This window comes from Maribacter sp. TH_r10, from assembly GCF_033101095.1.
Lineage (GTDB): Bacteria > Bacteroidota > Bacteroidia > Flavobacteriales > Flavobacteriaceae > Maribacter_A > Maribacter_A luteus.
Window position 1 is genome coordinate 516,013 of sequence record NZ_JAWMPY010000002.1, and the last position, 22,192, is coordinate 538,204.

The 22,192-nt window shown below is 38.3% G+C and carries 18 protein-coding genes; 5 read left to right on the forward strand and 13 right to left on the reverse strand.

The genetic code is table 11. The features are described from left to right. Positions 1 to 115 precede the first annotated feature (115 nt). On the forward strand, positions 116 to 496 hold the full coding sequence (locus R3X28_RS07625) for a PleD family two-component system response regulator (protein WP_317663754.1): 381 nt from the start codon (positions 116 to 118) through the stop codon (positions 494 to 496). 399 nt (positions 497 to 895) lie between these two features. On the opposite strand, the gene R3X28_RS07630 is transcribed toward R3X28_RS07625, so the two are convergent. The 5 genes from R3X28_RS07630 to R3X28_RS07650 form a co-directional block, all read right to left on the reverse strand. Further along, positions 896 to 1,564, reverse strand: coding sequence for a DUF4276 family protein (locus R3X28_RS07630; RefSeq protein WP_317663756.1), 669 nt, complete (start codon positions 1,562 to 1,564; stop codon positions 896 to 898). Further along, the gene (locus tag R3X28_RS07635; protein WP_317663758.1) at positions 1,561 to 2,652 is read right to left on the reverse strand and encodes an AAA family ATPase; all 1,092 of its coding nucleotides are present in this window, start codon (positions 2,650 to 2,652) and stop codon (positions 1,561 to 1,563) included. The genes R3X28_RS07630 and R3X28_RS07635 overlap by 4 nt, the downstream gene beginning before the upstream one ends. 189 nt (positions 2,653 to 2,841) lie before the next feature. Next, entirely contained in the window at positions 2,842 to 4,938 is a 2,097-nt protein-coding gene (locus R3X28_RS07640; protein WP_317663760.1) for an acylase, read from the reverse strand. 293 nt (positions 4,939 to 5,231) lie between these two features. Then, complete coding sequence (locus tag R3X28_RS07645; RefSeq protein WP_317663762.1) at positions 5,232 to 6,008, reverse strand: hypothetical protein; 777 nt, start codon at positions 6,006 to 6,008, stop codon at positions 5,232 to 5,234. A gap of 109 nt (positions 6,009 to 6,117) precedes the next feature. Further along, complete coding sequence (locus R3X28_RS07650; RefSeq protein ID WP_317663764.1) at positions 6,118 to 7,146, reverse strand: hypothetical protein; 1,029 nt, start codon at positions 7,144 to 7,146, stop codon at positions 6,118 to 6,120. Between the two features lie 145 nt (positions 7,147 to 7,291). Here R3X28_RS07650 and R3X28_RS07655 point away from each other — a divergent pair, with 145 nt between their 5' ends. Continuing rightward, positions 7,292 to 8,170, forward strand: a complete 879-nt coding sequence (locus tag R3X28_RS07655) for a LytTR family DNA-binding domain-containing protein (protein ID WP_317663766.1) — start codon at positions 7,292 to 7,294, stop codon at positions 8,168 to 8,170. A 101-nt stretch (positions 8,171 to 8,271) separates the two neighbouring features. After that, complete coding sequence (locus R3X28_RS07660) at positions 8,272 to 9,384, forward strand: acyltransferase (protein ID WP_317663768.1); 1,113 nt, start codon at positions 8,272 to 8,274, stop codon at positions 9,382 to 9,384. A gap of 18 nt (positions 9,385 to 9,402) precedes the next feature. On the opposite strand, the gene R3X28_RS07665 is transcribed toward R3X28_RS07660, so the two are convergent. From R3X28_RS07665 to R3X28_RS07695, 7 genes are all read right to left on the reverse strand, one after another. Continuing rightward, positions 9,403 to 9,873 carry a nucleoside deaminase gene (locus R3X28_RS07665; protein ID WP_317663770.1) on the reverse strand — a complete coding sequence of 157 codons (471 nt, stop codon included), beginning with the start codon at positions 9,871 to 9,873 and terminating at the stop codon, positions 9,403 to 9,405. Positions 9,874 to 10,139: 266 nt separating this feature from the next. Then, positions 10,140 to 10,919 (reverse strand): formate/nitrite transporter family protein, encoded by a 780-nt coding sequence (locus R3X28_RS07670; RefSeq protein WP_317663772.1) that lies wholly within the window; start codon positions 10,917 to 10,919, stop codon positions 10,140 to 10,142. A 30-nt stretch (positions 10,920 to 10,949) separates the two neighbouring features. Next, positions 10,950 to 11,723, reverse strand: a complete 774-nt coding sequence (gene pflA / locus R3X28_RS07675; RefSeq protein ID WP_317663774.1) for a pyruvate formate-lyase-activating protein — start codon at positions 11,721 to 11,723, stop codon at positions 10,950 to 10,952. A 60-nt stretch (positions 11,724 to 11,783) separates the two neighbouring features. Further along, positions 11,784 to 14,009, reverse strand: a complete 2,226-nt coding sequence (pflB, locus tag R3X28_RS07680; RefSeq protein ID WP_179955062.1) for a formate C-acetyltransferase — start codon at positions 14,007 to 14,009, stop codon at positions 11,784 to 11,786. A gap of 372 nt (positions 14,010 to 14,381) precedes the next feature. Further along, positions 14,382 to 15,920: an amidase gene (locus tag R3X28_RS07685; RefSeq protein ID WP_317663777.1), complete on the reverse strand. Its 1,539-nt coding sequence runs from the start codon at positions 15,918 to 15,920 to the stop codon at positions 14,382 to 14,384. 334 nt (positions 15,921 to 16,254) lie between these two features. Further along, positions 16,255 to 17,358 carry an acyltransferase gene (locus tag R3X28_RS07690; protein ID WP_317663779.1) on the reverse strand — a complete coding sequence of 368 codons (1,104 nt, stop codon included), beginning with the start codon at positions 17,356 to 17,358 and terminating at the stop codon, positions 16,255 to 16,257. Between the two features lie 22 nt (positions 17,359 to 17,380). Then, the gene (locus tag R3X28_RS07695; protein ID WP_317663781.1) at positions 17,381 to 17,968 is read right to left on the reverse strand and encodes an ankyrin repeat domain-containing protein; all 588 of its coding nucleotides are present in this window, start codon (positions 17,966 to 17,968) and stop codon (positions 17,381 to 17,383) included. Positions 17,969 to 18,188: 220 nt separating this feature from the next. Here R3X28_RS07695 and R3X28_RS07700 point away from each other — a divergent pair, with 220 nt between their 5' ends. Further along, positions 18,189 to 20,252, forward strand: coding sequence for a helix-turn-helix domain-containing protein (locus R3X28_RS07700; RefSeq protein ID WP_317663783.1), 2,064 nt, complete (start codon positions 18,189 to 18,191; stop codon positions 20,250 to 20,252). 317 nt (positions 20,253 to 20,569) lie between these two features. Continuing rightward, positions 20,570 to 21,130, forward strand: coding sequence for a DUF4494 domain-containing protein (locus tag R3X28_RS07705; protein WP_317663785.1), 561 nt, complete (start codon positions 20,570 to 20,572; stop codon positions 21,128 to 21,130). A 106-nt stretch (positions 21,131 to 21,236) separates the two neighbouring features. Here R3X28_RS07705 and R3X28_RS07710 read toward each other — a convergent pair whose 3' ends face one another. Beyond that, the gene (locus tag R3X28_RS07710; protein WP_317663786.1) at positions 21,237 to 22,043 is read right to left on the reverse strand and encodes a universal stress protein; all 807 of its coding nucleotides are present in this window, start codon (positions 22,041 to 22,043) and stop codon (positions 21,237 to 21,239) included. Positions 22,044 to 22,192: the final 149 nt, after the last annotated feature.

Below are 22,192 nucleotides of genomic sequence, written 5' to 3' on the forward strand. Positions count from 1 at the left end.
GCCCCGACCCGCCACCAAAATCTATGGACTTTAAAGACACTTAGGCTCATTTCGTCCAATTTAATTCATCATTCTGAAACAATAGGATAGATTTACAGTTCCTAAATCAAAATTTATGAAACTTGACCTGATCATCGTAGATGACCCTTATCTATGGTTATCCTTGGCTGAAAAGCTAGCCAAAACCCACCCTTTAATTGGTCGCACAACATCTTTTCTTGATTCTTATGATGCTTGGGTATATTTACAAACCGCAAAACCACAGGTGGTGTTGTCCGATATTGAAATGCCGGGTATGAATGGATTTTCTTTTCTTGAAATGTTCGGAAACCGCGTGCCTTTTATATCCAGTTCTACCAAACATGGCTTTGAGCCTATAGCTAGGGAACTTGGGTGTGCGGATTTTATCAAAAAACCCTTTACAAAAACTGAATTCCACCATTCAATTGATATGGTTTACAATCAACTCTATGGGCAAACCGCCTGCTTTATCTAACAGTCAGGGCAACGAATCCACGCCACTCCCCTCCTATCCCTTCGACTTTGTTCAGGACAGCCTAGGGTTGCATAAAAGTGTTTAGCTAGGTGCTTAGAAAATGTGGTGTCAAATTCGCCAAAAGCAACCAGCCATTGGCTAATTTCTTTTGTCATGTAGTTAATTTTGGAACAGGCCAGAGCGTCAAAAAAATGTACTCAAAGTACATTTTTAGCGATGGAGCCAGCTGGCGCGTTGGCCCTCAGTCACTATATTTTAGGAAACTAGGAAACATTGTAACTAACCAAAATAACTAAAGAAAATGCCTTAAAACGCAGAAATACCAAGAAAAACAGTTACTAAACCCCTAAAATATTACGTTCTTCTCCCCCCAATTGTTTTAGCAAAAATTTTATGAGGTCATGTAAGGACTAAATTCACCAATTTATCAATCCAGTTTTTAAATCTTAGACATTTTTCCATAATTATTTCTAAACCTATTTCATCTGCAATTAAGTTTCCTTCAGCAACCTTGTCATATTTTTCTCCTCTATTTGCTAAAGTATTTATTAACCGCTTTGATGGTGCAAATTCTGGTCTGGTATTGATATCTTCAGGGTTTTCAAACTCATCAACTATGTCACATAAATCCTTAACAATTCTAGGGTCATCATACATCAATTTAAATCCTTCTTTGCTAGAAAATAATAATGCTTCAAACTCATGCTTTTGAATATAAGGCACAAACCTATGATCATTTATACTTTGGGACATACCCAATTCCAATAAATCTATTTTACTATCAATTGTAGGCTTCGAATTAAGCTCTAAATATTTAGGCATTGAGCTTGGAATTCTAAAAAAGTCAATAAAAGTAGTTACTATAATTTCTCTCTCACTTTTAAGAATATTATCAATATCTGTTTTCAAATGTTGATAATTAGCAAGACCACCTTTATGACCTTTACTTGTTGTAATTTCAACAGCTCGTACATCATAAATACCTTTTGACACAAAATATGGAAGTAAAGTTTTGTTAACAAACTCTCTTTCTGTAAATCCTTCTACTACAAAATATAATCTTTTCAAGGCTGTCCTTTTATTACATTTTTATTCCATAAATCACCTAAACTGTAATCTTCTAACCAGTTTGTTAGATTATTTTCATCTAGCCTAGAAAAAACAGATTGATTTTCTTCTCTGTCTACTGTAACTATATCCTCTGGATTAAAATTATCTACAAGTGTAACAGATTGCGTAGAAATTATTACTTGTGTTTTTGCAGATGTTTTTCTAATTATACCTGCAAGTTTTTTTATTGCAACCGGATGTAATCCTAGTTCTGGTTCATCAATTAATATTGTTTTTGGAAGATTGGGTTGCATCAATAAAGTAGCTAAAGCTATAAACCTTATAGTTCCATCAGAAAAATGAGTTGCATTGAAATAACTATCAGGTTGATTGATTTCTATCCACTCTAATTTAATCCTATCTGGGTTTAACCTATCAGGTTTTAATTCAAATTTCTCAAAAAAAGGAGCTATAGACCTGATAGTTTTTTCAATTCTTTTAAAATTATTTAGATGCCTTTCTTGCAAATAATACAGGAAAGCAGGTAAGTTTGAACCATTTTCCTTTAAAGCAACATTATCGTCTATTGGACATGAACTTCTTAAAGGAGCAGAAGAACTTGTGTCATGAAAATGATAAATTTTGAAAGATTCAAAATAATACCTCAAGTATATATCCCTAAATGAGTTGGAGTCTTTAACATGACTTTCTTTTTGGTCTCTGTTATAAAAATAATTATTAGTGTCATCATCCCAATTTGCTAAATAACCACTTCCCTCTTTTTCAATGAATAATGTATCATTTTCTGTAGGTTTCGCAGTGAAATAATAGCTATTGCTATTAGTGGAATCAGGTGAGTCCTTGAAGAATAACTTTCCATAAATTAATTCAGTTTCCTTTTTGCCAAAATATAACAGATTATTTGCGCCTTGTTGTAAAGAAAAATTCTCCAATCTCTGTTCGTAGATATTGTGCAAAAGTTTAAAAAAGGATATAAAATTAGACTTTCCAACACCATTTGAGCCAATTAGTATATTTAAAGGTCTTAATTCTATCGTAATATCTCTTATAGACTTAAATCCCTTAATTTGAAGTTTTACTATCATTGATTCTTTCAGAAAGTTAGATTACAGCTAAATTAAAGAAATAGAATAACTTATTTAAAAGAATTAAACATTAAACTCATTCAACACACTTTACCCTTCCCTCCTAACATCAGTCAGTTAATAAGTGTTTATCCATTATTTGGTAATGGTTTTACATATAACCTTTGAAGCAACCCACAGGTCGTAATGCTAGTCCTTATCGGTTTTTGAGACAAACCCACTTGCTGTAAGCACTTCTACCTCTACTGTATGGGCCTTAACCTCTTCTTTGGTAAACCAGGCATCGCGCAATTCCTTTTTGGAGAATAATGCCAACTGATCCCCATTATGTGGCGAACTTTTTTGGGTGGCATTACCATACGACAACAACACTTTGGCTTTTACTTCTTCACCAAACTCTATGATACCTACCCAAGAATCACCGCCACCCACAAACATATGGTTTTCATCCTTCCCTCCTGGCCATGCGACACGAAAAACGCCCATAGAACCATCAATGCCATTGGCCGGTAGATTCTTTCCGTTATAGTTAATCCTATAAAAATCTCCCCAAGGGATATCCAATCGACCAAATTTGGTCTTGATCTCTTGGGCTGATTGTTCCAAGAGTTGAACGGCGGTTGTTTGGTCAGCAAAACCATCCGGCGTCGTGTTGGGCTTATCCATACTCCATGGCTCCGCATAATTCGATTTTTTCCGGACATTGAATTTATTGGCCCAATTATAAAACAAGAGCATTCCCTTGCTATCGGCGTCCGCCTCACGGTCCCAATTTTCCAAAACAATCTTGGCCTCTTTTGCTTTTTCGGAACCCGAGGCATCCACCGCGGCAAATAAATCATCCAAGATCCTATCGGCAAATTCAAGGCGTGTAGAGAGCTTGTAGTCCACCAACTCCTCAAAGTTGATCGATTCGTCTTCTATTAACATCCTTGCCGAGCGTTGGGGTCTAAAAGCCATACTTTTTGGGGCCATATAACCCGGATAGTCATCAGGGTTCAAGGTCATGGGTATGGTACTTGTCCATGGTGGGTCGTTGGCGTTTTGAAGCCATCCGTTCGAAGGGTTCTTTACTTTTGGTAAATCTGCATAATCATGTACCTCTGTCCATATATCGGCAGATTTTCCACCGGGAATTATACGGTTCCAATACGCCCAGGAATCTTCTGTCCGTTTGGGTACAAGACCATTGAAGAGATAGAAAATGCTTCCTGCCTTATCGGCATACATGACATTCCAAAATGGGATCTGTGCCATTTTCAAAGCGGTTTCAAACTCATCAAAACTAGAGCTATTGATCATTCTCCACCATTGTAATACCATGTTGGGCCGGTCTAGCCCAACCATGCGCAACGCCAGAACCTTACCTTCTTTACGATTTACAACAGGGCCATGTACGGTTTTTAGCAATGGTATTTCCTGTTCGACCAGGGATCCATCTTCTTGTTTTATTTTAATCGTTTTTTTAGAGCTTTCAAAGGCTTTTACCATCCCGTCTAGCAAGTAGCCATTTTCTTTTAATTCCAATTCATAGGTGTCCGCATTATCTATGGTGTTGTCTGTATGGCTCCAACCTAAATGTTCATTAAACCCAATGGCGATACCGGGGAAACCCACTAAAGTACTTCCGTACATGTTTTTACCATCTAGGTTAAGGTGGGATTCAAAAAATAGAAATTCTCGCCACCAAGGTAAGTGTGGATTCTGCACCAACATAGCATTACCTGAAGAAGATCGTTTTGGGGCGATAGCATAGGTATTGCTTCCCATGTCTGGCCATTGTTGTATACGCCCTAAATCGCTGCCTCCGATAAACCGTGTAAAAACAACATACATAAGGTGCATGTTTATATCCTTTGTCGTTAAGGGCAAAACTATTTTGTTTTTTTCATCCAAGGCCTCCGGATGGGCTTTAGCATAGGCATTTAGGCCTGCAACAAAAGAGCTGAAAATTATTTTGGTTTCTGGGTCTTGTTCCTTTTCCCATTGATCGGCCAACGCTTCGAACCCTAACGTATGGATCAGCATATCGTTCTCAAGTTTTGTACTGCCCCAATATTCAGAACCCTTGCCCCTGGAACTACCATAGAGTTCCAGTATCAAATTGGCATGATTGTGCATCTGTGCCCAACCTTGTGCATAAAACAGATCTTTGATATTGTCCGATGTAATATGCGGAACTCCCCAAGTATCCCATGAGATTTGGGTTTCGGGATTTGTTTTTTGGGCGTAGGAATCAGTAAAGAATAGAAGGACAAGGGAAGCAATAATTAGATGGATTTTCATGATGTAATGTTCGTTTGGTGGTGGTTCGTTCCGTTTAAGGAATAGGAAATCAATGAATTACCCAAACAAGTTACTACATTTCTGTTCTTTCTACAAACGGTAAAGATATACCAGAGTGAAGTTTTGGTAAAGCCCCATACCAAATCCAAATAGGTGGGCTGAAGAAGTAATCACCCCTTTCGCCCACCTATTCCTTTGGTCATAAGGTTCACATGTTAATTGAGCCAACCTCCCCCAAGGGCCCGATAAAGCTGAATCACGGCTTGCAATTCCTGTTGTTTGTCGGTGGCACCTTACAACACCGTACCATTGTCTAACCAACGTTGCAAAAGGGCCTCGTTATGGGAAATAGCCACAAGGTGAAATTTAGTAAAACGCTTAAAAACACGGGATTCTTTGAGTGTTTCCATACAAACGGCAACTGGGGCAAGATAGTTGGAATGGATCAGAAACAGTTCCCCTTCGCGTTTTAAAAGATAGCCCACATGACCTTCGTCAAAACCTATGAAATAGAGTCCTTCTTTCGTTAAGCCATTGATCTCCTCCAATGCTTTTTCCGGGGTATCTTGAACGATCTGGTTTATTTCGGAGCCGCAACTTATCATTTTGGCTTCGTCAAAAGGTGATTTTTGAGCCAATTTATAACGGTTGAGGTTGATGCCCATATCACGCAAAGTGGTCGATATAAAATAACCGCAAGCAATTTTTCCTTGGTTGGGAATCGTGGTATGGCCCCCAAAACTCCAAGGGGTGCCGTACCAGTGAGGTATGATCTTATCTACTAATTGATTGGTGAAAGCTGTTTTGATGTTGTCAAAAGAAATAGTGCCCATACGAAGGCCTTCCTTTAAACGTAAACGAAGTTGATCGGCATCTACCTTGGTACTGGCGTAAGATGCAACGATACTGTCCAAATCGGTTTTATAGATGTAGTTCGGGCTAACATTAATACTATTGATCTCTTTTAAGGGTAAGGGCTTTTCAGTAGCAACCCCATGATTTACCACCTTATCGATTTTAGGTGGAGGATCATTCAGTAACCCTAAAGTAAGTAGTAAAGAAAAAAACAATATGTAACTTTTTAAAGATTTGGGAATCGTACTCTTTGGTTGGAACGTATTAAGTAAGAGGAAATTACATTGAAAATGTTAAATTTTTGTTTTATTTTGATTGTTCCCTTTAGATAGTAAGGTTCACTGCCCACCACACTTCGTAATCCCTAGGTATTAAAGGTCTGTAACTTTGAAAACCTTGATCGGCAATTTTGAGCCCGATAATTTCATTTTTTTCATCGCGGATATAACTTATAAAAATAAAGGAATGTCCGTAAGGATCGAGTTTTTTGACATTTGCACCTTGCACTACTTGTTCGTAGTCCTCTTTATATCGCCAAACTTGGATGAGTGCCCCAGGTCTTAATTCGCCACTCCATATTCCGGCTGTGTCTACCAAATTACCCATTCCGGCATATGCAATGGCACCCGCATTGCCCCTACCCCTATATTTTTCTGGAAGGTTTCGCCATTCCGGGGTTGGACTAGAAGCGGAATCGTAAAGCAAATTGAATACTTGTTTTGGGGTATTTAATTTTGTTGCCATGCTATCCGGTAGGTCCAGATAGGGTAAATGTCCATGGACTTGTTTATACGCTTGCTCAAAACGACCTTTACTTACCGCAAGGCAATGACCTCCGGGCTCTTTATTGTCGCTTGCCAGATAATTGGCTACTATCTTTTCGGCCACTGGGCTTTTAACGTCCATTGTATTGGTATTCGAAATTTCTTCCCCTGAAATAGGCTGGGATACCATTTCATTTTCCTCTTTACCCAAATCAATGAGAGTCAATGAATCGATAGTATGGGCCAATATGGGGGCATTTTGACCTGTTATTTGGCTAATACGTTCATGGTTTTGAATATCTATTTCCTCTTTCGTAGCCCCTGTATTACTATTGCTGCCAATATCTAATGTGGTATTTTGAATAGGGTTCGAAGCGATTATTTCCTCCTTATTCATTTTGGTCGATGAACAACCTAATAAAAAAAGGCCAACGAATGTGGAGTAAGTAAAAGACTTTTTCAGTACCATTTTAAAAGCGATGCCCTTATTATTTAAATGTAACCCAAATTTTTCAGATTTTTTCTCAATGCCTATCCCTTGGTTCAATAGGGTTGACCAACTTTCTAAAGGCCATTGCAAAGGTAACACAATTACCTCCGTTTTTTCATGAGCATAGGCAATGGGAACTTGGGGAAACGCCTGTAAGTTTCGGTTTACTTCAATGAACTCGACTTTCGGACTTTGTACATTTTGAAGCGGATTAAATCAATTAATAAGCTAAATTAGCCGATAGATGAAATCGGTACCGAGACAAATAAGGGAATATTTAAACGAGCCTTATCCCTTTTATTATGAAAACAAAAAAAGGTTGTTCTCTTTGTTGTTAGTGATATCTTTCTTAAGTTTTATTTTCTCTTATTTTTTTGAGCCTTTCGATGTTAATGAGACAGAGCATAAAATCAGTTCTGTTTGGATTTTGCTGATCCACGCATTTACACCTTTTCCCATCGCTTATCTATATTTAACTTTGGTGAACCGAAATAAACAGGATGATGTAAGTTGGACATTGGGAAAAGAAGTTTTTCATCTATCGATTATCCTTTTGATTATCGGTGTGGTCGGTTTTTTGATTCGTGATCTCATTTATACAAATCCGGATAATTGGTCTTTTCGCTATTTCTGGGAAGAAATCCGAAATACTTTCTTAATTGGTTTTCTTTTATTGGTGGTCGTGCTGCCCTTGAATTTGGAAAGGCTTATTTATAAATATAATTTAAGTTCAAAAAAGTTACCGTCTATAAACGAGCACAGAACAAATAGCCTTTTAATCCCTATACAAAGTCCTATATCGGATGAGGGAATACAATTGAAAATCGAAGATTTCCTTTTTGCTAAAGTTGAAGGTAATTATACCGAAATATTCACTTCTTCATCTAATGAAACCAACAAAACCTTGATTCGTATAACCCTAAAAGAATTAGAGGAACAATTAGAACCTGTTTCACATCAAATATTTAAAACACATCGCTCATATTTGGTGAACTTGAACGCTATTGAATCTATTTCAGGAAATGCGCAAGGTTACCGATTGGTGTTCAAAAACTGTTCTACCATTGTTCCCGTTTCCCGTTCTAGAATTGTTGAATTCAATTCGGTTTATTCCCATTTATGAACAGCTTTGTATTTCGTCACTTTTGTCTGTCATCCATCACATAAAAATTAAGGCGCTTTAAATTGTTTTTATGTTTGCCCTTAGACATAAAAACAAACATTTTGATAGAAAAAAAACGAAGGTACGATTTAGACTGGCTACGAGTAATTGCCATATTGGCTGTATATCTACACCATATTGGAATGCCTTTTAATGGTGATGAATTTCATATCATGAACTCGGAAAATAGCAAATTGCTTGATGATATTATGGTGTTTTTTGAGCAATTACGGTTACCACTATTGTTTTTGATATCGGGTACGGGAACCATATTCGCTTTTTCGAAAAGAACATGGGTCCATTTTATTAAAGAGCGCAGTATCCGTTTAATGGTTCCGCTCATTTTTGGCACCCTCCTTATCGTTCCCCCACAAACATATTATGAAAATATAAATGCGTATACCTCTTATATCGATGTTTATAAAAAAGGCTCTTTCGATACCAATCATCTATGGTTTATCGAGAATCTATTTATCATGTCAATACTACTGATTCCTTTAATTTTGGCATTGAAATCATCTAAATTGGATAGATTCGTTCATTTAATCGATACAGTGGCCTCTAGAAAATATGGAATCTTGCTATGGGTTCTACCTTTAATAACAATAACCGTTCTATTGAAGAAAATTTACCCCGATGATTCAAAAGACATAACAAATTTGTCGTCTACTTTTTATTATGGATATTTTTTCGTTTCAGGAATGTTCTTCACCACTTCGAAAAACATCTGGAATTACCTGAAAGGTTATAGAAGTTTTAATTTCAGGGCTTTCATAATAAGTTTCATACTGTTCTATGGGTATTATCTTCTGCCCAATGCGTATGTTGAACCTTATTTTACGATAAGTAATAGATGGGATATTTGGTATTTGGTCTGTGCACTGGTCAGCTGGACCCTCGTTACCACATTACTTGGTTATGGACAGGTTTGGTTCAATAAAAAAAGTACATTGCTTATAAAGAGTAATGAAGCAATATATCCTTTTTATATTCTTCATCAAACTGTCATTATTGTTCTGGGGTATTACATCATTCAGATGGATTGGGGAATTGCATTAAAGATAATGGTCTTGATTTTAACTTCCTTCCCATTGATCATTGCAATTTATAAATTGCTGATACATCCTTTTAAAATCCCAAGAATGTTATTCGGAATGAAAACAAAGAGGGGTTAAAACACCGGGCATTTTAAACTAATACTCCGTTTTATCCTCTTTTTTCTCCCATTCTTTAAAGGGGGTGATCGCTATGTCCGGTAACAATTGTTCAAAGGGTATACTTCTTTCCTTATAGGGTAAAGGAATCTCTTTGTAGATAAAGGCATCATCAAAACCAATATTGGCGGCATCTGCCTGGTTACTGCCAAAGTATACTTTATCTGGTCGGGCCCAATAAATAGCTCCCAAGCACATAGGGCATGGTTCGCAAGACGTATAGATCTCACAACCTTCCAATTGAAAAGAATCAAGGTTTTTGCACGCATCCCTGATAGCTATAACTTCTGCATGGGCCGTAGGGTCGTTGGTAGATGTTACTTTGTTGTTACCTCTTCCGATGATTTTTCCATCTTTGACAATTACACAACCAAATGGTCCTCCTTCGTTGTTTTGCATTCCTTTTAAGGCCGCATTTACAGCCTCTTGCATAAACTTTTCCTTGATCATCTTAAATCTATTTTAATAGGATAAAAAGTACTTTCTCGTTTACATAAAAAAAGCTCATCTAGAGCGATGGGCTTTTTTAAAACTTTTTATAAAATTAAGGTATACATTTAAATCTGCCCTATCTTTTTCTTCTTTTCTTATCACTTAATGTAGATGTACAATATAGGCATCACTCCTCCCCTTTTTTTATTAAATAGAGTGTTGTATCATGATGTAAGAAAGGTACATGGCCTATTATAAGTGGTTATATGCTCTTTGGATGGATATTATTTCTCCTTTCCGAATAGGTAGCCGTAAAACATACCGACAAAAACTACACCTCCTACAATATTACCTAAAGTAGCGGGAATCAGGTTTTTAATGACAAATGTTTCCCAAGTGATTTGGGCACCTTCGAAAATGGCCAATGGAATAAAAAACATATTGGCGATACTGTGTTCAAAACCCATCGCTACAAAGGCCATTACCGGCAACCAGATGGCGAATATTTTCCCTGTCGTATCTTTTGCCGCCATTCCTTGCCATACGGCCAAGCACACTAACCAATTGGCACCGATACCCTTTATGAACGTCACTAAAAAAGTATGACTGGTTTTTCCAATGGCTATACTGAATACCGAATCTATAAATGGGGAGTTGTGAACAATGTGCGTTAAATGTGTAATTACGTAGGCTACGAAAACAGCTCCGATAAAATTACCGAAATATACCAATCCCCAATTTTTCAGTACTGCGCCTACCCCTTGTTTTTTATTGATGACATTGGGAATAAAGTAGGCATTGTTCCCGGTAAAAAGTTCGGCACCTACCACAACAACGAGTATTAGGCCTATGGGGAAGGTAGCTCCGAAAAGAAACTTCGTGATACCTGGGTTTTCTGCAGCAATACCGGGTGATCCACCACCGACTATGATGGCTAAAAGTCCGCCAAAGGCAATATAAGCTCCTGCCAAGAAAGCCAACATTAAGGTTTTATTCGCCTGGTAACTTCCTTTTTTAAGGGCTAGTTTATTTACTATGGTTATGACTTCTTGAGGGTTGTTCATGTGTAATGGCTATGTTGTTTTCTACAACACTTAATTTATTTTTACTTCTTTAAAGTAGTTTTTCAATATTTCCGAAGCGGCATTTATTTCTTCCTCCGTGTTTTCACGGGCATCTTTTAATTGATATTCCCAACCCAAGTTTTCCCATTTGTGAATGCCCAATTTATGATAGGGTTGAATCTCAATCTTTTCAATGGTCTTGTAATCTTTGAAATATTGCCCCATGGCATGCAAAAGCTCCGGTTTATTGGTAATATCGGGAATCAAAACATAGCGCAACCACATGGCTTTTCCTGAAGCTTCCCTGTGTTTTGCGAATGTGAAAGTGGTTTCTTTATTCCGCATTCCTGTCAAAAACTCGTACCCATCTTCTGTCATGTGCTTTATATCCAACATGACCAGATCTGCATATTCATCTAGCAATTCCTTCGTGAAATGATTCAATACCCTGCCATTGGTATCGATATTGGTGTGGATGCCTTCTTCTTTTAAACGTTTAAAGAATGGAACCAATTCTTTGGACTGTAGCAAAGGTTCCCCACCTGAAACGGTAACCCCACCTTTTTTGCCAAAATAAGGTTTCATCTTCAAAGCCATACCTACCAATTCCTCAATCTGGTATTCTGTTCCTCCTGAGGTTTGAATGGTGTCCGGATTATGGCAATACAGGCATTTAAGTTTACATCCCTGTAAGAAAACGACCATGCGAATTCCCGGCCCGTCATGCGTTCCGAACGATTCTATGGAATGTACCCTTAATGTGTTATCTAGATTTTTGATATGGCAGTTATTTATATTGAGCATTTGGGAAAAGAAGCTTTATGCTTCTGATCCCAAATGCGTTCAATGCAAATATTAAAAAAATTACATGGATTCGTGGAAAGAACGTGTAATAACTTCCATTTGCTGCTCTTTGGTCAAACGAACAAAGTTGACAGCATAACCAGATACACGAATGGTCAATTGTGGGTATTCCCCTGGATTTTCCATAGCATCCAACAATGTTTCCTTGTTTAGGACATTCACGTTCAAATGCTGTGCATTTCTAGAGAAATATCCATCAAGGGTCGTTGCTAGGTTGTCTATCCTATCCTGTTCCGATGAACCTAAGGATTTAGGAACAATGGAGAATGTATTCGAAATACCGTCCAAAGAATCTTTATAGTCGATTTTGGATACGGAGTTCAATGAAGCGATGGCTCCGTTCTTATCGCGACCGTGCATTGGGTTGGCTCCTGGTGCAAAAGGTATACCATGTGCCCTGCCATCGGGAGTTGCGCCTGTTTTCTTACCATAAGAAACATTGGATGTGATGGTTAAAACAGACATGGTTGGTTCTGCATTTTTGTAAACCGGTAGTTGTTTTAGTTCGTTGTTGAAATCAGCTACCGCTTGTCTTGCCAATAGATCCACCCTATCGTCATCATTTCCATAACATGGGAATTCACCTTCGATTTTAAAATCGACAGTTAACCCTTCCTCATTCCTAATAGGTTTTACTTTGGCATGTTTTATAGCAGAAAGTGAATCGGCAACAATGGATAAACCTGCTATACCATATGCAAGGTTGATGCTCGGATTGGTATCTATCAAAGCCATTTGGGCCTTTTCATAATAATACTTATCATGCATGTAGTGAATAATGTTCATAGAGTCATTATAAACACGTGCAACTTCTTTCATGGCGATCTTAAAATTGGCCATTACTTTATCGAAATCCAAATACTCATCAGTATACTCAGGAATACCATCAACAACTTGTTGTCCGGTAAACTCACAACGTCCGCCATTAAGTGCCAATAATAACGTTTTGGCAAGGTTGGTACGTGCACCGAAGAACTGGATTGATTTTCCTAATTCTTGGTAAGATACACAACATGCGATCCCATAATCATCAGAACCGCGATTCTCACGCATTAAATTATCATTTTCAAACTGAATGGAAGATGTGTCGATAGAAACCTTGGCACAATAGTCCTTAAAGTTCTGTGGTAAGGATTCTGACCAAAGAATGGTAATGTTAGGTTCAGGTGAAGGGCCTAAATTATATAAGGTGTTCAAGAAACGGAAAGATGTTTTGGTCACTTTACTTCTTCCATCTGCCAACATACCTCCGATTGCTTCGGTAACCCAAGTTGGGTCCCCGGCGAATATCTCGTCATAAGCTCCCATTCTCAAGTGGCGAACCATACGTAATTTCATTACGAATTGGTCAATATATTCCTGGGCTTCCACTTCGGTGATTAAACCTTCCTCTAAATCTTTCTCAATAAAAATATCAAGGAAAGTAGATACATTACCCAATGACATTGCAGCGCCATCTTGAGACTTAACAGCGGCTAAATAAGCCATGTAAGTCCATTGTACGGCTTCTTGCGCATTTTGGGCAGGACGCGCCAAATCCAAATCGTATTTAGCTCCCAACTCGATCATTTCCTTAAGCGCCTTGATCTGCTCAGCTACCTCTTCACGTAAACGGATTACGGCATCGCTCATAGGGCCTGTAATATTTTCCAAGTCCGCTTTTTTGGATTCGATCAAGAAATTGATTCCGTATAACGCTACACGGCGATAATCACCAATGATCCTTCCCCTTGCATAGTTGTCAGGTAATCCTGTTAAGAAACCTAAAGAACGGAATTTTTTGATTTCCGAAGTGTAGGCATCAAAAACACCATCGTTATGCGTTTTAACGTATTTAGAGAATAAATTCGTTAAACTTTTATTGGGTTCAAGCCCTTGTTCAGACAATGCTTTTTGAACCACTTTGAATCCGCCGAACGGTTTCATGGTCCTTTTTAGCAGCTCATCTGTTTGAAGCCCTACGATTACTTCATTTTCTTTATCTATATAACCGGCCTCAAAAGCACTTACGGTAGAGATCGTTTCCGTATCTACAGAACGAACACCATTGTTTTGTCTTTCTTCTTGTGTTGCTTCTTTACAAATTTCCCAAAGTCTTTGGGTTCTTTCACTTGGTCCTACTAAAAAATCGTGGGTTCCATGATAAGGGGTAATGTTGTTGAATACAAAATCCCTTACGTTGACACTCTCTGTCCAAACTCCGCTTTTTAATTGTTTTACTTCCACATCAATCTGTTTAATATTCTGTTTTTGAATGATTGTTTAACAGCTCCAAAATTATGACTTATGAAACCGGATAAAACTGACAAATGTCATTAAATGCCCTTTTATACGGGGGTTTACGGCGGAAGCGTCTAAAATCAAGAGGTGCGGAAATAAAATATTTTCCACTTTTTTTAGAGAGGGATAATATAGAATAGTTTAGCGGTAATTTTGCATATGGAGTTAAAGGGATATGGGATGGAAAACATTGTAAATTTTTCTAAAAACGGCCTATTTTTTCCCTTTACAAAGTGGAAATGTTTTTTTATTGAAAGATATATTTGTCGAATTCATTAAAATGAACCATCAAAAAAGGCGAAAAGTTTTAATTCAGGGTTATAATTTCGGCACCTTTCTATGTTTAGTTCCTTGTTCATAGGAATAAGACAGTCGGATCAAAGTAGGTTCATCGTACATTCTGCCTAAAAATTGCAATCCCGCAGGAAGGTTTTCACTGGTATATCCCATCGGAACGGTAAAAGCGGGTTGACCGGTATGAGGACTTATAACTTGATTGTTATCTCCTTTGTACTCCTCTGAAAACAAATCGATCTTTGCCGGTGGGTGGTTCCATGAAGGGTAAACAATGGCATCCAAGTTTAAGGAATCCATAACTTTTTCGATAGCTTCGCGGTATGCAACACGACGAATATCGGTATACGCATTTAAACAAGGTATTTCAGAATCTTCCCATCTTCCACTATTGGCCGCATTGCGTTTCACCCTTTCTTTAGCGAACTCGGAATTACTGCCGATACGTATAATGTCCTCTATGGTCTTTATAGTGTCGTTTTTTACATATTCGGTTAGGTAATCTTCCAGATCTTCGGTGAATGTGGCACACCATTGATTTTGCCTTAAAGCCTCAAAATCAGGAATGGTTATGGGGTCAATAACCGTTGCACCCAGTGTGTCTAAATCTGAAAGGGCCTGCCCGAACAAAGCTTTTATTTCTGGGTGTGGGGCGTTATCGCTCAAAGTCCTCAATACGCCAATCCTAGCGTTTTTTAATCCATCCTTTCTTAAGTATTGGGTGTAATTCCCGGGTATTTTTCCTTTTGAATAGGTGGTGATGGAATCATTTGGGTCATAACCTGCCATGACTTCCAATAATTTGGTGGCATCTTCTACGGTCCTGCCCATGGGTCCAACCACATCGTTTCTTAAATAAAGGGGTACGATGGCACTTCTGCTTATAAGTCCCAAAGTAGTACGAAAACCCACTAGGGCGCAATGTGAAGAAGGGCCTCTAATAGAATTCCCGGTGTCAGTGCCCAATCCTATGGTACCGAAATTTGCTGCAACGGAAGCTGCCGTACCTCCACTTGAACCCGCAGGCACATGGGCTATATTATATGGGTTTCTGGTCGTACCGAAAGTAGAACTTTCAGTATGCATGGGGCTAAAGGCCCATTCGGCCATATTGGTCTTGGCAATGATGATGGCTCCTGCACCAACAAGTTTTTTAATGATAAAGGCGTCTTCTTGGGGAATAAAATCCTTTAAGGCCAATGCACCTGCCGTGGTCGGGAGTCCTGCTGTATTGATGTTGTCCTTTACTAGAATTGGAATACCGTGCAAAGGTCTTAGTTTTCCTGTTTCCAAAAATTCATCGTCCAATGCTTGCGCAATTTCGATTGCCTTAGGATTTACGGCCGTTATGGAATTTATGACCGTATCCAATAATCGAATTCGGTTTAAATAAGCCTGTACTAATTGTACACTCGTTAAATCGTTTTGTTCATACCCATTATGGATTTTAGAAATGGTCAATTCCGAAATATCAAGAGGATTTGTGGTTTTTGGTTCTTCTTTACATCCTATGCAAGCTAAGAATAGTATAAGGAAGGGATATAGGTTTTTCGGTATACTCATATTCTGAATTTCACTCGTTTAAATCTTAAATTGGCACTCAAGTTGGATTAAGTTAATGATTTCCAATTTTTTTTTCACATTATGATACTGATTTATAGTTGTTATTATAAAATGAGTATTTCAAAGGTTTGGTATTAAGGAATATTTGTTGAATGTATCTTTTTTTTATCAATTTATAATGGAAGGTTTTACCCGAAAGGTGTTAAAGGTTCAGCACCATTATCCTTGATATATGTTTAGATATTTATCTGCTTACCATTGAATCCTATTAAAATGAAAAAAATTCAGGGATACCTTGCTATGGCTCCCTGAATCAATATTGATACCAATGGTTTTACTTTTGTACGATCGGTTCTTGACTTACCGAAACTTGTCTTGTTTTATTGGATTTCTTCTTTTTTAGACCGAAAAACGGCCTTATGAACCAAATCCTACGAATAAGTAACCCGTACAATAAATAGCAACCGGCAAAGGTGAATACCGTAATGGCAAAAAATTGCAAGAAGGGATCGATCTTTAAGGGCAAGATGAGCAAGGCCCCTAAATACAGTACGAACATGTGTATGATGTAAACGGGATATGCGGCCTGACTTAAATAGTTCAGCAATTTACCTGGACGGTTCATGTAATGGTGTACCATGCCAAAGATGCCGAAAATCCAACAATTTGATTCCAAGGCCATTAAATATCCTGGTGCTTCCGTATTGAATTCAAAATATCGAATAATGTACAATATCAGCGCTAGTGTTAGATAACCCCATTTCCATTTTTTTACGGTTCTCCAGAAATTATTGCCACTGTAAACGAATAGGTAACCGAAGAAGAATGCCAAAGCCCCTAAGAAGAAACCATGCCAGGTTTCTGCATAAAGCGAATAAATCTGGGGTTTTACAAGTACCGCTTCCAACATAAAGAAAATAGAGATCAATAGAGGTCCGACAGGATTCGACATCACTTTATCAAGGATATTCTTTAACTTTTTGTTTTCCCGATGTTTTAATATGTAGAAAATCGGTAGAAAAAGCAGCACGTAGACAAAGATATTGCCTAGGAACCATAGGTGGCCTGCATGCGGATAATAACCCAACGGCAGGTTGTAGAATTTTTGGAAAATGAACATATGCAGGGGAGCAATGGCCAAGAATCCAAAAACAAATGGTAATAAGATACGCTGAGTACGTTCACCTATGAGTTGTTTCCAGTTGCGTTTACGCATGGCAAAGAAGAGCCCCATACCCGATACGAAGAATAGGATAGGTATGCGCCAAACGTTAAGCATGGTCATCGGTACCCATAATTCCTCTACCGATTTTTCACTTTTAATAAACCCTACGAACATGGCCCAGGGTTGAAAAACGATGGCGATATGGTAGATCAAGAGCAAGGCTATGGAAATGACCCGTAGCCAATCAATGTCGTGTCGTCGTGCTGATTTCATTGTTTCTTTGTTTTAGTTTGGTTTATTGCAGCATCATGGCAATCACTGGACGGGATTTTTCAAGCTCATCAAAATCGAGTTGTAAACCTATTGGTCCCAATTGTTGTTGCATCATGTCATAAATAGGTTTCATATCCGCAAAGGGAGCTAGAACACTTTCCCTTGCTGTTGCTCCGAAATTGTTTTTTACGGATTTATCCGCCTTGGCATCGATCAACATTTGAACCGCCTCTACCCTACCGAAAAATGCGGCAACATGTAGGGCTGTAGACCCATCGTTGTTCTTTATCGATAGATCGGCATCCGCATCTATAAGTGCTTTGGTGATTTCCGTCTTGTCGAAGGTAATGGCAGACATTAAAGCGGTAGCTCCGCTCATGGCATCTTTTTTATTAAGGTCGGTCCCTGCCTCGATATGTTGTTTTACCGCTTCAAGATTGCCACTGACCACGGCTGCCATCAATTCGATATCGGGAACCTTTACTTCGGTTTGGGCGGTCTCCTTGGTGTTCGATTTCTTTTTTTGTTGCCCACATGCGGAAAGGGTCAATGCTAAAATGAATAAGACGTAAGTGATTTTTTTTACTGATTTTAATTCTAATTTTCTCATGGTTTTAATTATTATTTGTTGAACATTAATTTTGATAGTCCAAAGATCCCACAAACGCTGATGCAGCACCAATAACCTATGCCGCTTTGTATATAAGCATTGCGGATGCGATAAAAATTATGGCGCAACGATATAAATTATGCGGCAAGAACTGCATTTTCACCATGAAGCTTAATCGTTTATCTTTGTTGAACAAGTGTACCTACCAACCTGAAAACCCATGTCGGATAATTTAAAAGGACAGAAATTTACAAGAGAGGCGGAGGCGATTATTCTAGAGCGTCTCGGTGATGAACAATTCGGGGTAGCTGAGTTGGCCGATGCCATGTATATGAGTAGGTCTAATTTGTTGCGCAAATGCAAAAAGTATACGCAGCTTTCGGCAAGTCAGTTCATACGAAAAATTCGACTGGAGCAGGCAATGGAGTTATTAAAGGAATCCGAACTAACGGTATCCGAGGTTTCGTATCGTGTAGGTTTTGGAAGTACTTCCTATTTTATCAAATGCTTTCGGGAACAGTATGGGCATCCACCGGGGGTAGTGGGCGAAGAAGGTTTTAAGGAGATAACGGAAACCGATAAGCTTCCATTTTTTAGGCGGTACCAATGGCCCCTAATGGCTGTAGTAGGTTTTTTACTGGCAGGCTTAGTATATGTACTGATGCCCTCCTCCCCTAAAACGGATATTTCTGATGTTCCGAAAATCGAAAAGTCAATCGCGGTGCTTCCTTTTAAAAATGAGAGTAGCGATTCAACGAATCTGTATTTTGTTAACGGTTTAATGGAAGCATCTCTAGGGAACCTGCAAAAAATCAAGGATTTAAGGGTTATCAGCCGTACATCGGTTGAAAAATACCGGAACTCAGATAAGAACATCCAGGAAATAGCTTCCGACCTTGGGGTTAATTATATTGTGGAAGGTAGTGGACAAAAAGTCGGTGATCAGGTTCTGCTCAATATACAATTGATAGATGCGGTGACCGATTCCCGCATTTGGGGACAGCAATATACCCATGAGGTCGTAGATATTTTTGCTTTGCAAAACGAAGTGGCCAAAAAGATAGCTAGTGCAGTTGAAGCCAATGTCACCCCTTCCGAATTGGAGCAAATAGATAAAAAGCCTACCGACAACCTTGTGGCCTATGATTATTACCTAAAGGCACAGGAACCTTTTTTACAGCGAACCGAAGAAGGATTGTTAGAAGCTATTCCGTTGTTTGAGAAAGCTTTGGAAGAAGATCCCGAATTTGCTTTGGTCTATGCCGATTTGGCCATAGCCTATTACTATTTGGATCTGTATAAGAAAGAAAAGAGATACACGGAAAAAATCAATAATTATGCGGATAATGCCTTGCTTTACGATTCCAAGCTAACGGAAAGCCTTATCGCCAAATCCCTCTACTACCAACATACGGGCGATTATCGCTTGGCATTACCTCACCTTCTAAAAGCGTTGGAGTATAACCCGAATTCGTCGGCGGTAGTACAGATGTTGGCGCTCTTATATTCCAATTTCGTTCCCAATACCGGGAAGTATCTGGAATATGCCCTTAAAGGAGTGCAATTGGATATAGCGGCCAATGATTCAGTAGGAAAAAGTTATATCTATTTAAATTTGGGGAATGCCCTGATCCAGTCCGGATTCACCGATGAGGCACTTAATTATATAGATAGGTCATTGGATTTCAATCCGCAGAATTATTATGCCCCTTATGTCAAGGCCTATATTTTATATGCCAAAAACAAAGACCTGCAACAAACGTTGACACTTATTAAAAAGGAATTGAGAAAAGACACCACCCGGTTGGATATTCTACAGGAAACCGCGAAACTGCATTATTTTAAAAAGGAATACGATAGTGCTTATCATTATTACAAACAGTTTAATGATATTCGAAAATCGAAAGGTTTGGAGATCTATCCCCAAGAGGATATTAAAATCGGCTTCGTGTTCGAAAAAATGGGCTTTGACGAGGAAGCTTCCAGATTGTTTACATCGTATGCGGACTATTGTGAAAAGGACCAATCCATTTATAAACCGGCAAGTATGGCGGTCATGTATACCCATCAAAGGCAATTTGATTTAGCCATAGACCAATTGAAGGAGTTCTCAGCTAAAAACCATTTTCAATACTGGATCTTGTTGTTCATGGAATTGGATCCGGCCATAGCCCCGTTAAAAAAACATCCTGAATTTGAGCAGGTAATGCAAAAAATCGAAGACCGTTTTTGGGAGAATCATGATATTCTTAAAGAAACATTAGAGGAGAAAGCACTGTTATAAATGATTCTTGTTACCCGAGCTTTAAGCTTAAAACGGTGTGGTGGAACCCCATCCTCTCTTTTATACATACCAATGTACCGTACGTTACCCATTTGAAATATAACCTTAGACTAATTCTTGTATAAGGCAATTACTTTAATGCCTTATCTGAATAAGATATGCGATTAAAAAAGTTAAAATTTAGAATGATAAAAAGCTAACTCACTTACAATCCGAAGGGTACAAAATTTGAGCGAAAATTGTGAATATCTATTTTAGGTTTTCACTTTTTCAGCAAAAGCTTACACCTATATTTGGCACCCCTAAAACAAAAAGAAATGAGTGCAACGTGGTATGAGTGTAAAGTAAAATATAGAAAATTGGATGAAGCTTCGGGTATGCTAAAGGTAAAGACCGAACCTTTCTTGGTCGATGCCGTTTCCTATACCGAAGCAGAAAGTAGGATTACCGAAGAAATGTCGGCCTATTTGAGCGATAGTGAGGAAATTAAGATCACGAATATCAAAGTGGCCAATTATGCTGAAATACATCCTTTTGAGAATTCGGATAGATGGTTTAAATCCCGTGTATCCTTAATAGCCTTTGATGAGGAAAGTGGTAAGGAGCGCAAAACGAATATGTATCTATTGGTGCAGGCCAATGATGTTAAGGAAGCCTATGAGAATACCATTGTGGTAATGAAAGATACCATGGGCGATTATACGATCCCTGCAATTTCGGAATCCCCTATAATGGATGTATTCCCCTATTTTTCAGGAGATGAGGATGAGATGGAACGCTTGGAGAAGTTCACGGCATTAAAAGACTCCGTACCTGTAAATAACGACATGGATGAAGCTATGGAAATGGCCGATGTCCTATCAGGTGAAGAAGAGTAGTCTACTGCGCATATACACAAATAAAAAGGCAGCCTTTTTTGGTTTAAAAATTTTACATTCGGTTTAATGCTCTTTTTTTAGGTAGTAAAAAAAAGCCATTCAATCCTTATTCAATAGGGATTGAAAGCAACGGGATATTCAATCCTGACGCCATGACCCTTGTCTTACTTTTATGAACAAGTGATTCCCAAAAACCATATTTTTTGGGCATCATCACCAGCAGTTCGGATTTTGACCTTGTGATTTCCTTTTCCAATGCCTCAATTACTTTATTCGATTCTACGTTCTTATATAAGAGGGTTAGATTTTCTAATCCTTTGTCAATGGAATCATGCGAAATATCATCTAATTCACTTATTTTCTGATCGGCATAAAATACAGTGACCTCCGATTTTAAATCGGCCGCTATACGTCGTAATTTGGCCAAGGTTTTCAAAGGAATGTCCTGCAAAAGGTCACAGGCGAACAAGATGCGTTTAATACCAGTGAATTTGGCATTTACCGGAATGGCCAAAACGGGAAAACGTTTCATACTTATTAAGGTCGTAGTAGGATTTCCCAATAAATTCTGTTCCATGGACTTGGAAGACATCCCGATGACCAAAAATCGACAATCATACCCTTGCATTAATCGGTCTGCCTCTTGATCCAAACCTACAAAACTACATTCCGTTTCTGTCTCAATACCGAATTTTCGTTTAAGTCCTAATGCTATTTCCTTTAATTTATTTTTGTTCTTGTTCATTAAGTTCTCAACAAAGCTTGCCGATAATCTTGCATTGGAGGCATGGATAGGAATCTTAAAGGCATTGAAAAGAATCAGTCTTGTTTTGAATTCTTTAGCTAAACAAGCAGCATATTCCACCGCATTTTCAGATGTTTTGGAAAAATTCGTAGCAACTAAAATACTCATAAGTCAGGTAATTGTATTACATTCTAAGATATAAGATATGTATCGAAAAACGTTAGTCTAAATGAAGCTTATTTTGGTCTAAATCGGCATTTTGAATGCCCTCTTAACAGTATAGGAAATCGGGGTTCCAAATTGGTCCTATGCATGCA